Genomic DNA, 12981 nt, shown 5'->3' on the forward strand with positions numbered 1-12981 from the left:
GTGATCTCCACGTCGGAGACCGACAGCCCCGGCCGGCCAACGGAGCCGGGACCTCGCCGTCGAGGGGTCGCCGATCAGCAGCTCGATCCGGACCCACTCCGATCCGCGCGGGTAGACCCGGATCCGTCATAGCCCAGCGCCGCCGCGATCCGCCGCGACGCCTCGTCAGCACGGAAGTCCTCGATGAGCTGGCCGTGGATCTTGCGCACCACCAGCACCGGGTCCGGCCCCGACAGTCCGCCCGGGCCAGGGTCGGGATGACGATCGTGGTGCCGGAGGCGACCTGCACCGTGTGCGAGAGCCCCGAACCCGCTCACAGACCCGGCGCCACGGGTTCACCAGCCGGTCGACGAACTCGCGGGCGGCCCGATCCTCGGCCGCTGCCTGCTCCACATGATCAGTGCTCCTGTCGTGAAGACGGCCCCGGTCCGGGAGGGGGTTCTCCGGGCCGGGGCCGTGTCGAGCGGGGTCAGTTGCTCAGCGGGCGATGAGGGCGGCGACCGCGGTAGTGACGGCGACACCAACAGGGATCTGCACCTGGTGGTGGACGGCCTGATCCATCAGGGCGCGACCGTTCACTCCGTGATCAGCCAGGCCGTGGAACCGCTTCTGTCGGCCGATCCGGGCGCCGTGCTCGTCACGCTGGCGACCCGGGATCGCGGCAAACCGAGCGAGCAGACGGCCGTCATCGATCACCGCATGCACCACGCCCTCCGCCACCACGCCGGTGAGCTGGGCCAGCCACGGGGACCCGGACACCGGCAGTCCGGTAGAACGCCCACTTCGTGACGGCCTGCGCCGCGGCATAGGTGGAGGCGTGCAGAGCAAGTTCCGGCGACCCTGCCCGGTGCGGTGCTGCTTGTGGCCGACATGCAGTCGTCCTGGGCCAAGTAGTCCCCGCCGTGATGACCCAGCAGGGCCCCCAGCGCCGTCAGGACGGTGATCGCGATCCGCTCGGACATGCCTTTGCTCCTTGATCAGCTAGCGACAGCGGTGAGTGGTCGACACGAGTGCGCCGGTGAAAGCCCAGCCGTCGCAGCGGGGCACTGATCCGGCAGGCGGCCGCCGTCGTCCGGATCTCCTCGGCGTGCTGGCACGAGGTGCAGGTCAGCACCACCAGCACGAGGCCCATCTGGCCGTCGAGCACCGGCCACCGGCGGCCCGCCATCACGCGCCTGCTCGTTCTTCCGGCCCGAGCCGCCGATCGGCGGATCGCGTCGGCGCGGTAGTAGACCTGCGCCCCGACGACCTTTGTCCTCACCGGTGTTCTTGTCCTTGATCGTCTTGTCCATCACGCCGACCTCGAAGCCGACCAGCTCGCAGGGCATCCCGGGCTGAAACCCGTGGCGCGGGTCCTCGTGCGACGCGATCGTCACGTTCAGCACCGAAAACGACGGCCGCCCGAACGCCTGGAACCCCACCGTGACCTGGGCAACCCACTTCGGGGTGCCGTTCCGCAAGCACTCCTGATCGGTGTCGCTGCCGAACTTCAGCTTCGGCGCCAGGTCCATGACCATCACCATCGTGAAACTCGTCGGGTCGATCTTGAAGTTCATCGGGCCCTGGTTCGACATGCGCATCTCCCATGTTTTTCGATCCGCCACTCCGGGCCAGACCGTCCTGTGGTTCTTGTCCTCAGTTCGCAGCCTCGAAGGTCTGGACGTCTGGACTGATAGAACTACCGTAGCATGAGTCCCCTCAAAGGTCTAGACGTATGAATCAGAGGAGTCAGACGATGGCCCGGAAGTACGAGAAGATCGCCCGCGAGCTGCGAGAAAGGATCACCAACGGCACCTATCCGCCGGGGTCGACCCTCCCCGCACTCCCCGAGTTGATGGGCGACGTACGAGGTAGCGCGGGAGACCGTGCGCAGCGCGGTGTCGGCCCTTGCCAACGAGGGCCTGGTGACGCCGCTGTCAGGTGTCGGAACAGTCGTGCGCGACCTCGGCACCGTGGACATGCACAGCCAGCCCGGAGACGCGCATCCCGCGTGGGGAGCACCACCGGGGATGACTCAAAGATCGAGACCGTCGAGGCGTCCTACGACGTCGCGAACCACGAAGTAGCGCAGCGCCTCGGCATTGGCCGGGGGGATCGGGTTGTCCACCGAGTCCGGCGGTACTACAAGGGCCGCCACATCGTGTTGCTGCACGATCAGTGGCTCCCCAGGCGGGGATCGGGTTGTCCACGAGTCCGGCGGTACTACAAGGGCCGCCACATCGTGTTGCTGCACGATCAGTGGCTCCAGGCGAGGTAGGTGCGCGAATCCACTCAGAGACCGGGTACGACCGGCGACAAGGACGCCCACGAGCGGACCGACCTGTACTCGTTCATGCGCGAGGCCGGATACCAGCCTGCACAGACAACCGAACGAGTGAGCACTCGGATGCCTGACCCGGACGAACGGGACGTCATGTCGATCCCGCTGGCGTACCGTGCTGATCAGCTGCGGACCACGCGCGACGCGAGCCAGATCGAGCTGGAAACCAGCACCTTCGTAGCAACTGGTGATCGAGCAGAGCAGACCTACACAGTGGCGATGTAGGTTCCTGGCCAATCGCGGCAGAGCCCATCGCCGCGGTTGGCCGGCCAGTCCGGCACTCATCAGTTGTCAGTAATACTGACTGGCAACGTCAGGGCTTCTTGACAGCATTGCCAAGCTGTCTGACAGTTAATTGTCAGGCTATCTTGACGATTGGTTATTTCGCCAGGCAAGCTTGACTGACAGTGTCAAGGAAGGATGACTGACAAATGGCTCCGTGAAGGACTTGAGCGGCCCTGGAACGTCACCACCACGCATCCGGCTGCCGGTGAGCACGAGGGTCACGCGCTGGGGATCGTCGCCGGGCAGGACGAACGAGCCGATCAGCACGACACCGTGGAAGTGCACGTGCGGTAACGCGTCGTGCTCGTGGCGGGTGGTCCGGCCAGCTGCGCCACGCCCGGTGCCCGGCGAGCAGCTTGCGGACCGCCGGTACGGGCTCAGACCGGGAGGTCTGCCGCCCGAGTGGGATGCCACGTCGGTCAGTGGTCCTGAGCCGCTGTCGGCCCCGGACCAACCGAAGAACCCCGCGCCCCGCCGAGCCGCAGGGAGCATCTGAGCGTCCACAGCGACGGCGGCCGAGCAAGCGCGCCAAGCCGGTCGAGCCGACGGCCGCGCCGGAAGCCGCGGCCGTCGTCGTCGAGGACCAGGCGGTGCCGAGCCCGACCCGGAGCTCGTCTAGTCGAGGCCGCTGCCGTCGCCGGTACCGGCAGCCGCGCTGCCCGCCGAGCGAACGACGCCCTCACCGACGCCGTACGCGAAGCGCGCCAAGCCGGGATCTCCTGGGCCAAGATCGGCGCCGCCACGTCGATGAGCCGCCAGGCCGCACACGAGCGCTGGCGCGTCCTCTGACCACAGCCCGTCACTGACCCAGATCAAGATCAAATGCACCACCGCACCACCGCACCACGCACCACCGCACCACCGCACTATGCATCACATGGTCTTGAAGGCCGCGTAGCCACCCACCGTGTTCAGCTGCATCGTCGTCGTATCGACGACACGGCGTTTCCTTAGGAAAACGCCTAACTTGGGTCCGCCGGAGGCGCCCACCCAGACACGCCCCTGGCCGAAGATCATCAGATGATGCATAGGTCCTGGCGGTCCTGGCGGTCCTGGCCGTCGCCTCAGAGCGCCGTAGCGGGCCGGTAGTAGCTCCGGCGCCGTTCCCGGCGCTGTTCGGGGTCTTCGGCCGCGAGCGCGGCTTTGAGCCACGCAAACGGGGCGTCTCCGGGGTCGAGCTGGACGGCGCGTTCGGTGGTGTCAGCCTCGAACTCGAAGGCCAGGCCCGGGCGTCGAGCCAGGCGCGCGCGGCGGGAACTCCGCCGTGGCGAGTCGCGATGATCAGGTCCTCCGCGACCGGGTAGATCTTCTTCCAGCTCCGGGCCGGGAGGACTCCTGCCAGCTCTCCACCTCCGTCTTCTTCGGCGATCTCCTCGTCCTTGACCTCGGTGACCCCGCAGCGCTGCTTGAGGCCGTTGGACCACACGAGCTGCTGCATGCCGTGGCTGCCCTGTTCCACTCCTGCCAGAGCGCGACGTCGCGCTCGTTGCCGGTGTCGATCGCGTCGGCGAGGATCTGGAACGGCGTGCGGGAGCCGCGCTTGCCGCGCTTCCACCGGCCACCGGCGGTCTCGAAGGCCAGCTTCGAGATGTACTTGCCCATCTTCTCCACCGCGCCGTTACCGACCCGCACGTCGATGCCGTGCTCGGCGGTGGCGCTCATGCCCTTCTTCGCCAGCCCCGCGGCCCAGCGGGTGTAGACCTCGCAGGTCAGAGCAGGAATCTCCGCGCTCACATCGGTCGGGAAGATCAACAGGGCGTGGATGTGGAGGTGCCAGCCGTTGAGGTCGGTGTGGGTGCCCTCCACTCCCCGGACATAGTCCATGTCCAGGTCCGTCTTCCACCGCTTCCACCCCGCGACTGTGTGAGGTGTCGCCACGCCGCGCTCAGCGCTCGGCGAAGTTCGCGCAGGCTGTGGCCCCGGTGGTGGCGCATCGTCAGGGTCAGCAGTGCGACCGTGCCCCCCCGGTCGGCGTTCCAGTTGATCAGCTGTTCGAGATCCTTCGAGCGGCGCGCACTGATCTTGGCCGAGCACACCGGGCACGCCCACACGCTGCCGCAGGTCGCCAGGCCGCCGAAGCCTGCGGTGCCCGGTTCCCCTCCGGTCCGGGCGTGTGGTGCAACGAGACCTCTCCACCCTCGTTGGTCGAGACCCGACCGCACTTCTTGACCCGCGACAGGCTCGTGATCGCGGCCAGCTCCCGGCGAGCCCGGTACTTGTCGCGTAGCGCCTGATCCTGGCGGTCCCAGAAGGCCCCCGCGTGGTCCTGACCTGCGGTGGCCGCACTTTTCGCGTCGTTACCAAGCGCGGCCGCCGAAGGGCGCACCGAAGCCAGCGCGGCCGTCACCGCACACCGCCACGACGACGACGGCCGTGTCCGGCACCCGGCAGAGCCGGGCACCGGCCCGCTCAGCCTCCGGCCGGCGGGCCGGGCCCGGCACTGCCAAGCGCACACCTACGGCGACGCCGACAAACGGTCCGGTGCCAGCTGCGAGGGCGTGGTGCCCTCCCTCGAACCGGCCGAGGATCGAATGCTGATCAGAACCCGTCAAGGGCGGCTGCGCCGTCGCTCCGCGATCTTCGACCCTTGACTGAACCTGCCAGCCTTCAAGCGGCCTATATCGAGGAAGGGCAGGCGTCGAGACGGGCTGTGGAGCCGCTGGGGCGAGCCGCTGCCTGTTTCCGGGGTGGGGAAGTGCCCTCGTCGCGTAGCGCCGCGCTGGGGGGCTCTAGGTACGCTGTGGGTAGCCACGTTGGCCGGTGCTCCGATCGCTTCGCAGGGTGACCATTTCCGGCCGACGTGCGGGCCCCCGGGATGCCAGTCCTGGGGGCTCACTTCTGTGTCGACCTGGTTGCTAACTCTGGCCTGATCAGGCCGCTACCTCGTGGAGGCGCGCCGCGCCGTCCGCGATCTCGTCCCAGTAGCGGGCGTAGTCGGCGTCCTCCGAGGGGCCCATCAGCCGCGGTCCGCGGACCCGGCCCAACGGCCGGGCGGGTGCCTGGACCAGCGCGACCCCGGGCGGGGCGAGCTGGTGCTCCTCGAGGTGATCGCGGGCGGACTGGCCGTGGAGCATCACCAGGGCCTCCGGGTCGTCGAGCCGGAAGCTGATCCGCAGGCCGAGCTGACCGCGCTCGAAACCACCGACGACGGTCGCGTCCGCGCGCTGGGTGACCACCATCAGCCGCAGGCCCGCCTTGTGTCCCTCGGAGACCAGGCGGCCGTAGAGCGCGAGGAGCTGCTCACGCATCTTCGGCTGGCCCTTCTCGACCGGGGCCGTCGACGCCAGGCGCAGCAGCCCGGCGAACTCTTCGAGCACGACCACGATCAGCGGGAACCCGGCATGGAAGCGGGTGAACTTGTCCCGGCGAGGCGGCAGGTTCCGGATCCGGGTGTCCATCTCCGCGACCAGGCGGACCAGCAGATCCCGGTGTGCCTCAACGTCGGCCGACCCGGTGGCCTGCCACTCGTGGTGCCGGGTACCCACGTAGGGACGGCCCAGAAGCAACCCAGACAGGTCAGACCCCGCGATCAGGACATCGTCGAGGCGGGCGAGCTGCGCCAGCGCCGAATAGCACCACACGCTCTTGCCCGAGCGGGTCGCGCCCTGAATGCAGACGTGCGGCCCCTCCACCCAGGACTGGCGCAGAGGGTTGCCGAGCTCGTCTCGGGCGATGGTGATCTCCACGTCGGAGACCGACAGCCCGCGGCCGGCCAACGGAGCCGGGACCTCGCCGTCGAGGGGGTCGCCGATCAGCAGCTCGATCCGGACCCACTCCGATCCGCGCGGGTAGACCCGGATCCGGTCATAGCCCAGCGCCGCCGCGATCCGCCGCGACGCCTCGTCAGCACGGAAGTCCTCGATGAGCTGGCCGTGGATCTTGCGCACCACCAGCACCGGGTCCGGCCCCGACAGGTCCGCCCGGGCCAGGGTCGGGATGACGATCGTGGTGCCGGAGGCGACCTGCACCGTGTGCGAGAGCCCGGAACCCGCTCACAGACCCGGCGCCACGGGTTCACCAGCCGGTCGACGAACTCGCGGGCGGCCCGATCCTCGGCGCGCTGCCTGCTCCACATGATCAGTGCTCCTGTCGTGAAGACGGCCCCGGTCCGGGAGGGGGTTCTCCGGGCCGGGGCCGTGGTCGAGCGGGGGTCAGTTGCTCAGCGGGCGATGAGGGCGGCGACCGCGGTAGTGACGGCGACACCAACAGGGATCTGCACCTGGTGGTGGACGGCCTGATCCATCAGGGCGCGACCGTTCACTCCGTGATCAGCCAGGCCGTGGAACCGCTTCTGTCGGCCGATCCGGGCGCCGTGCTCGTCACGCTGGCGACCCGGGATCGCGGCAAACCGAGCGAGCAGACGGCCGTCATCGATCACCGCATGCACCACGCCCTCCGCCACCACGCCGGTGAGCTGGGCCAGCCACGGGACCCGGACACCGGCAGTCCGGTAGAACGCCCACTTCGTGACGGCCTGCGCCGCGGCATAGGTGGAGGCGTGCAGAGCAAGTTCCCGGCGACCCTGCCCGGTGCGGTGCTGCTTGTGGGCCGACATGCAGTCGTCCTGGGCCAAGTAGTCCCCGCCGTGATGACCCAGCAGGGCCCCCAGCGCCGTCAGGACGGTGATCGCGATCCGCTCGGACATGCCTTTGCTCCTTGATCAGCTAGCGACAGCGGTGGAGGTGGTCGACACGAGTGCGCCGGTGAAAGCCCAGCCGTCGCAGCGGGGGCACTGATCCGGCAGGCGGCCGCCGTCGTCCGGGATCTCCTCGGCGTGCTGGCACGAGGTGCAGGTCAGCACCACCAGCACGAGGCCCATCTGGCCGTCGAGCACCGGCCACCGGCGGCCCGCCATCACGCGGCCTGCTCGTTCTTCCGGCCCGAGCCGCCGATCGGGCGGATCGCGTCGGCGCGGTAGTAGACCTGCGCCCCGACGACCTTGTCCTCACCGGTGTTCTTGTCCTTGATCGTCTTGTCCATCACGCCGACCTCGAAGCCGACCAGCTCGCAGGGCATCCCGGGCTGAAACCCGTGGCGCGGGTCCTCGTGCGACGCGATCGTCACGTTCAGCACCGAAAACGACGGCCGCCCGAACGCCTGGAACCCCACCGTGACCTGGGCAACCCACTTCGGGGTGCCGTTCCGCAAGCACTCCTGATCGGTGTCGCTGCCGAACTTCAGCTTCGGCGCCAGGTCCATGACCATCACCATCGTGAAACTCGTCGGGTCGATCTTGAAGTTCATCGGGCCCTGGTTCGACATGCGCATCTCCCATGTTTTTCGATCCGCCACTCCGGGGCCAGACCGTCCTGTGGTTCTTGTCCTCAGTTCGCAGCCTCGAAGGTCTGGACGTCTGGACTGATAGAACTACCGTAGCATGAGTCCCCTCAAAGGTCTAGACGTATGAATCAGAGGAGGTCAGACGATGGCCCGGAAGTACGAGAAGATCGCCCGCGAGCTGCGAGAAAGGATCACCAACGGCACCTATCCGCCGGGGTCGACCCTCCCCGCACTCCCCGAGTTGATGGCGACGTACGAGGTAGCGCGGGAGACCGTGCGCAGCGCGGTGTCGGCCCTTGCCAACGAGGGCCTGGTGACGCCGCTGTCAGGTGTCGGAACAGTCGTGCGCGACCTCGGCACCGTGGACATGCACAGCCAGCCCGGAGACGCGCATCCCGCGTGGGGGAGCACCACCGGGGATGACTCAAAGATCGAGACCGTCGAGGCGTCCTACGACGTCGCGAACCACGAAGTAGCGCAGCGCCTCGGCATTGGCCGGGGGGATCGGGTTGTCCACCGAGTCCGGCGGTACTACAAGGGCCGCCACATCGTGTTGCTGCACGATCAGTGGCTCCCAGGCGAGGTAGGTGCGCGAATCCACTCAGAGACCGGGTACGACCCGGCCGACAAGGACGCCCACGAGCGGACCGACCTGTACTCGTTCATGCGCGAGGCCGGATACCAGCCTGCACAGACAACCGAACGAGTGAGCACTCGGATGCCTGACCCGGACGAACGGGACGTCATGTCGATCCCGCCTGGCGTACCCGTGCTGATCACGCTGCGGACCACGCGCGACGCGAGCCAGATCGAGCTGGAAACCAGCACCTTCGTAGCAACTGGTGATCGAGCAGAGCAGACCTACACAGTGGCGATGTAGGTTCCTGGCCAATCGCGGCAGAGCCCCCATCGCCGCGGTTGGCCGGCCAGTCCGGCACTCATCAGTTGTCAGTAATACCTGACTGGCAACGTCAGGGCTTCTTGACAGCATTGCCAAGCTGTCCTGACAGTTAATTGTCAGGCTATCTTGACGATTGGTTATTTCGCCAGGCAAGCTTGACTGACAGTGTCAAGGAAGGATGACTGACAAATGGCTCCCGTGAAGGACTTGAGCGGCCCCTGGAACGTCACCACCACGCATCCGGCTGCCGGTGAGCACGAGGGTCACGCGCTGGGGATCGTCGCCGGGCAGGACGACGAGCCGATCAGCAACGACACCGTGGAAGTGCACGTGCGGTACGCGTCGTGCTCGTGCGGGTGGTCCGGCCAGCTGCGCACCGCCCCCGGTGCCCGCGAGCAGCCTCTGCGGACCCGCCGGTACCGGGCTCAGACCCGGGAGGTCCTGCGCCCCGAGTGGGATGCCCACGTCGGTCAGTGGCTCCCTGAGCCGCTGTCGGCCCCGGACCCAACCGAAGACACCCCCGCCGCCCCGCCGGAGCCGCAGGGAGCATCTGAGCGTCCACAGCGACGGCGGCCGAGCAAGCGCGCCAAGCCGGTCGAGCCGACGGCCGCGCCGGAAGCCGCGGCCGTCGTCGTCGAGGACCAGGCGGTGCCCGAGCCCGACCCCGGAGCTCGTCTAGTCGAGGCCGCTGCCGTCGCCGGTACCGCAGCCGCCGCTGCCCGCCGAGCGAACGACGCCCTCACCGACGCCGTACGCGAAGCGCGCCAAGCCGGGATCTCCTGGGCCAAGATCGGCGCCGCCACGTCGATGAGCCGCCAGGCCGCACACGAGCGCTGGCGCGTCCTCTGACCACAGCCCGTCACTGACCCAGATCAAGATCAAATGCACCACCGCACCACCGCACCACCGCACCACCGCACCACCGCACCTATGCATCACATGGTCTTGAAGGCCGCGTAGCCACCCACCGTGTTCAGCTGCATCGTCGTCGTATCGACGACACGGCGTTTCCTTAGGAAAACGCCTAACTTGGGTCCGCCGGAGGCGCCCACCCAGACCACGCCCCTGGCCGAAGATCATCAGATGATGCATAGGTCCTGGCGGTCCTGGCGGTCCTGGCCGTCGCCCTCAGAGCGCCGTAGCGGGCCGGTAGTAGCTCCGGCGCCGTTCCCGGCGCTGTTCGGGGTCTTCGGCCGCGAGCGCGGCTTTGAGCCACGCAAACGGGGCGTCTCCGGGGTCGAGCTGGACGGCGCGTTCGGTGGTGTCAGCCTCGAACTCGAAGGCCAGGCCCCGGGCGTCGAGCCAGGCGCGCGCGGCGGGAACTCCGCCGTGGCGAGTCGCGATGATCAGGTCCTCCGCGACCGGGTAGATCTTCTTCCAGCTCCGGGCCGGGAGGACTCCTGCCAGCTCTCCACCTCCGTCTTCTTCGGCGATCTCCTCGTCCTTGACCTCGGTGACCCCGCAGCGCTGCTTGAGGCCGTTGGACCACACGAGCTGCTGCATGCCGTGGCTGCCCTGTTCCCACTCCTGCCAGAGCGCGACGTCGCGCTCGTTGCCGGTGTCGATCGCGTCGGCGAGGATCTGGAACGGCGTGCGGGAGCCGCGCTTGCCGCGCTTCCACCGGCCACCGGCGGTCTCGAAGGCCAGCTTCGAGATGTACTTGCCCATCTTCTCCACCGCGCCGTTACCGACCCGCACGTCGATGCCGTGCTCGGCGGTGGCGCTCATGCCCTTCTTCGCCAGCCCCGCGGCCCAGCGGGTGTAGACCTCGCAGGTCAGAGCAGGAATCTCCGCGCTCACATCGGTCGGGAAGATCAACAGGGCGTGGATGTGGAGGTGCCAGCCGTTGAGGTCGGTGTGGGTGCCCTCCACTCCCCGGACATAGTCCATGTCCAGGTCCGTCTTCCACCGCTTCCACCCCCGCGACTGTGTGAGGTGTCGCCACGCCGCGCTCAGCGCTCGGCGAAGTTCGCGCAGGCTGTGGCCCCGGTGGTGGCGCATCGTCAGGGTCAGCAGTGCGACCGTGCCCCCCCGGTCGGCGTTCCAGTTGATCAGCTGTTCGAGATCCTTCGAGCGGCGCGCACTGATCTTGGCCGAGCACACCGGGCACGCCCACACGCTGCCGCAGGTCGCCAGGCCGCCGAAGCCTGCGGTGCCCGGTTCCCCCTCCGGTCCGGGCGTGTGGTGCAACGAGACCTCTCCACCCTCGTTGGTCGAGACCCGACCGCACTTCTTGACCCGCGACAGGCTCGTGATCGCGGCCAGCTCCCGGCGAGCCCGGTACTTGTCGCGTAGCGCCTGATCCTGGCGGTCCCAGAAGGCCCCCGCGTGGTCCTGACCTGCGGTGGCCGCACTTTTCGCGTCGTTACCAAGCGCGGCCGCCGAAGGGCGCACCGAAGCCAGCGCGGCCGTCACCGCACACCGCCACGACGACGACGGCCGTGTCCGGCACCCGGCAGAGCCGGGCACCGGCCCGCCTCAGCCTCCGGCCGGCGGGCCGGGCCCGGCACTGCCAAGCGCACACCTACGGCGACGCCGACAAACGGTCCGGTGCCAGCTGCGAGGGCGTGGTGCCCTCCCTCGAACCGGCCGAGGATCGAATGCTGATCAGAACCCGTCAAGGGCGGCTGCGCCGTCGCTCCGCGATCTTCGACCCTTGACTGAACCTGCCCAGCCTTCAAGCGGCCTATATCGAGGAAGGGCAGGCGTCGAGACGGGCTGTGGAGCCGCTGGGGCGAGCCGCTGCCTGTTTCCGGGGTGGGGAAGTGCCCTCGTCGCGTAGCGCCGCGCTGGGGGCTCTAGGTACGCTGTGGGTAGCCACGTTGGCCGGTGCTCCGATCGCTTCGCAGGGTGACCATTTCCGGCCGACGTGCGGGCCCCCGGGATGCCAGTCCTGGGGGCTCACTTCTGTGTCGACCTGGTTGCTAACTCTGGCCTGATCAGGCCGCTACCTCGTGGAGGCGCGCCGCGCCGTCCGCGATCTCGTCCCAGTAGCGGGCGTAGTCGGCGTCCTCCGAGGGGCCCATCAGCCGCGGTCCGCGGACCCGGCCCAACGGCCGGGCGGGTGCCTGGACCAGCGCGACCCCGGGCGGGGCGAGCTGGTGCTCCTCGAGGTGATCGCGGGCGGACTGGCCGTGGAGCATCACCAGGGCCTCCGGGTCGTCGAGCCGGAAGCTGATCCGCAGGCCGAGCTGACCGCGCTCGAAACCACCGACGACGGTCGCGTCCGCGCGCTGGGTGACCACCATCAGCCGCAGGCCCGCCTTGTGTCCCTCGGAGACCAGGCGGCCGTAGAGCGCGAGGAGCTGCTCACGCATCTTCGGCTGGCCCTTCTCGACCGGGGCCGTCGACGCCAGGCGCAGCAGCCCGGCGAACTCTTCGAGCACGACCACGATCAGCGGGAACCCGGCATGGAAGCGGGTGAACTTGTCCCGGCGAGGCGGCAGGTTCCGGATCCGGGTGTCCATCTCCGCGACCAGGCGGACCAGCAGATCCCGGTGTGCCTCAACGTCGGCCGACCCGGTGGCCTGCCACTCGTGGTGCCGGGTACCCACGTAGGGACGGCCCAGAAGCAACCCAGACAGGTCAGACCCCGCGATCAGGACATCGTCGAGGCGGGCGAGCTGCGCCAGCGCCGAATAGCACCACACGCTCTTGCCCGAGCGGGTCGCGCCCTGAATGCAGACGTGCGGCCCCTCCACCCAGGACTGGCGCAGAGGGTTGCCGAGCTCGTCTCGGGCGATGGTGATCTCCACGTCGGAGACCGACAGCCCGCGGCCGGCCAACGGAGCCGGGACCTCGCCGTCGAGGGGGTCGCCGATCAGCAGCTCGATCCGGACCCACTCCGATCCGCGCGGGTAGACCCGGATCCGGTCATAGCCCAGCGCCGCCGCGATCCGCCGCGACGCCTCGTCAGCACGGAAGTCCTCGATGAGCTGGCCGTGGATCTTGCGCACCACCAGCACCGGGTCCGGCCCCGACAGGTCCGCCCGGGCCAGGGTCGGGATGACGATCGTGGTGCCGGAGGCGACCTGCACCGTGTGCGAGAGCCCCGGAACCCGCTCACAGACCCGGCGCCACGGGTTCACCAGCCGGTCGACGAACTCGCGGGCGGCCCGATCCTCGGCGCGCTGCCTGCTCCACATGATCAGTGCTCCTGTCGTGAAGACGGCCCCGGTCCGGGAGGGGGTTCTCC

The 12981-nt window shown here is 68.8% G+C and carries 14 protein-coding genes; 4 read left to right on the top strand and 10 right to left on the bottom strand.

Annotation, left to right across the window (positions count from 1 at the left end; all coding sequences use genetic code 11):
- Positions 1-477: 477 nt before the first annotated feature.
- Positions 478-759: a hypothetical protein gene (locus Ae717Ps2_RS39520; protein WP_075334482.1), complete on the bottom strand. Its 282-nt coding sequence runs from the start codon at positions 757-759 to the stop codon at positions 478-480.
- A gap of 218 nt (positions 760-977) precedes the next feature.
- Positions 978-1580: a hypothetical protein gene (locus Ae717Ps2_RS29890; protein ID WP_075334483.1), complete on the bottom strand. Its 603-nt coding sequence runs from the start codon at positions 1578-1580 to the stop codon at positions 978-980.
- Between the two features lie 410 nt (positions 1581-1990).
- Between Ae717Ps2_RS29890 and Ae717Ps2_RS39525 the strand changes: the two genes are divergently transcribed.
- Both Ae717Ps2_RS39525 and Ae717Ps2_RS29900 read left to right on the top strand, forming a co-directional pair.
- The gene (locus Ae717Ps2_RS39525; protein WP_233147837.1) at positions 1991-2257 is read left to right on the top strand and encodes a UTRA domain-containing protein; all 267 of its coding nucleotides are present in this window, start codon (positions 1991-1993) and stop codon (positions 2255-2257) included.
- Positions 2258-2545, top strand: a complete 288-nt coding sequence (locus tag Ae717Ps2_RS29900; protein ID WP_075334485.1) for a hypothetical protein — start codon at positions 2258-2260, stop codon at positions 2543-2545.
- 933 nt (positions 2546-3478) lie between these two features.
- Here Ae717Ps2_RS29900 and Ae717Ps2_RS37560 read toward each other — a convergent pair.
- The 6 genes from Ae717Ps2_RS37560 to Ae717Ps2_RS29925 all read right to left on the bottom strand — a co-directional run bounded on the left by Ae717Ps2_RS37560 (position 3479) and on the right by Ae717Ps2_RS29925 (position 7873).
- On the bottom strand, positions 3479-3622 hold the full coding sequence (locus tag Ae717Ps2_RS37560; protein WP_158071575.1) for a hypothetical protein: 144 nt from the start codon (positions 3620-3622) through the stop codon (positions 3479-3481).
- Between the two features lie 264 nt (positions 3623-3886).
- Positions 3887-4429, bottom strand: a complete 543-nt coding sequence (locus tag Ae717Ps2_RS36630; protein ID WP_143510658.1) for a hypothetical protein — start codon at positions 4427-4429, stop codon at positions 3887-3889.
- Between the two features lie 1046 nt (positions 4430-5475).
- Positions 5476-6573 carry a hypothetical protein gene (locus tag Ae717Ps2_RS29910; protein WP_075334487.1) on the bottom strand — a complete coding sequence of 366 codons (1098 nt, stop codon included), beginning with the start codon at positions 6571-6573 and terminating at the stop codon, positions 5476-5478.
- Between the two features lie 191 nt (positions 6574-6764).
- Positions 6765-7250 (bottom strand): DUF3307 domain-containing protein, encoded by a 486-nt coding sequence (locus Ae717Ps2_RS29915; protein ID WP_075334488.1) that lies wholly within the window; start codon positions 7248-7250, stop codon positions 6765-6767.
- Between the two features lie 15 nt (positions 7251-7265).
- Entirely contained in the window at positions 7266-7460 is a 195-nt protein-coding gene (locus tag Ae717Ps2_RS29920; protein WP_075334489.1) for a hypothetical protein, read from the bottom strand.
- The gene (locus Ae717Ps2_RS29925) at positions 7460-7873 is read right to left on the bottom strand and encodes a hypothetical protein (RefSeq protein ID WP_075334490.1); all 414 of its coding nucleotides are present in this window, start codon (positions 7871-7873) and stop codon (positions 7460-7462) included. Before Ae717Ps2_RS29925 ends, Ae717Ps2_RS29920 begins: the two co-directional genes overlap by 1 nt.
- Positions 7874-8030: 157 nt before the next feature.
- Between Ae717Ps2_RS29925 and Ae717Ps2_RS29930 the strand changes: the two genes are divergently transcribed.
- A complete protein-coding gene (locus tag Ae717Ps2_RS29930) occupies positions 8031-8765 on the top strand; it encodes a GntR family transcriptional regulator (RefSeq protein WP_075334491.1) in 735 nt (244 codons plus the stop codon).
- Between the two features lie 210 nt (positions 8766-8975).
- Positions 8976-9635 (top strand): hypothetical protein, encoded by a 660-nt coding sequence (locus tag Ae717Ps2_RS29935; RefSeq protein WP_143510659.1) that lies wholly within the window; start codon positions 8976-8978, stop codon positions 9633-9635.
- 279 nt (positions 9636-9914) lie between these two features.
- On the opposite strand, the gene Ae717Ps2_RS29940 is transcribed toward Ae717Ps2_RS29935, so the two are convergent.
- Together Ae717Ps2_RS29940 and Ae717Ps2_RS29945 are read right to left on the bottom strand one after the other, a co-directional pair.
- Positions 9915-11201 carry a protein rep gene (locus tag Ae717Ps2_RS29940; RefSeq protein ID WP_143510661.1) on the bottom strand — a complete coding sequence of 429 codons (1287 nt, stop codon included), beginning with the start codon at positions 11199-11201 and terminating at the stop codon, positions 9915-9917.
- A 524-nt stretch (positions 11202-11725) separates the two neighbouring features.
- Positions 11726-12931: a hypothetical protein gene (locus tag Ae717Ps2_RS29945; RefSeq protein ID WP_075334494.1), complete on the bottom strand. Its 1206-nt coding sequence runs from the start codon at positions 12929-12931 to the stop codon at positions 11726-11728.
- Positions 12932-12981 lie beyond the last annotated feature (50 nt).

Origin of the sequence: Pseudonocardia sp. Ae717_Ps2 (assembly GCF_001932475.1) — a bacterium.
Classification (GTDB): domain Bacteria; phylum Actinomycetota; class Actinomycetes; order Mycobacteriales; family Pseudonocardiaceae; genus Pseudonocardia.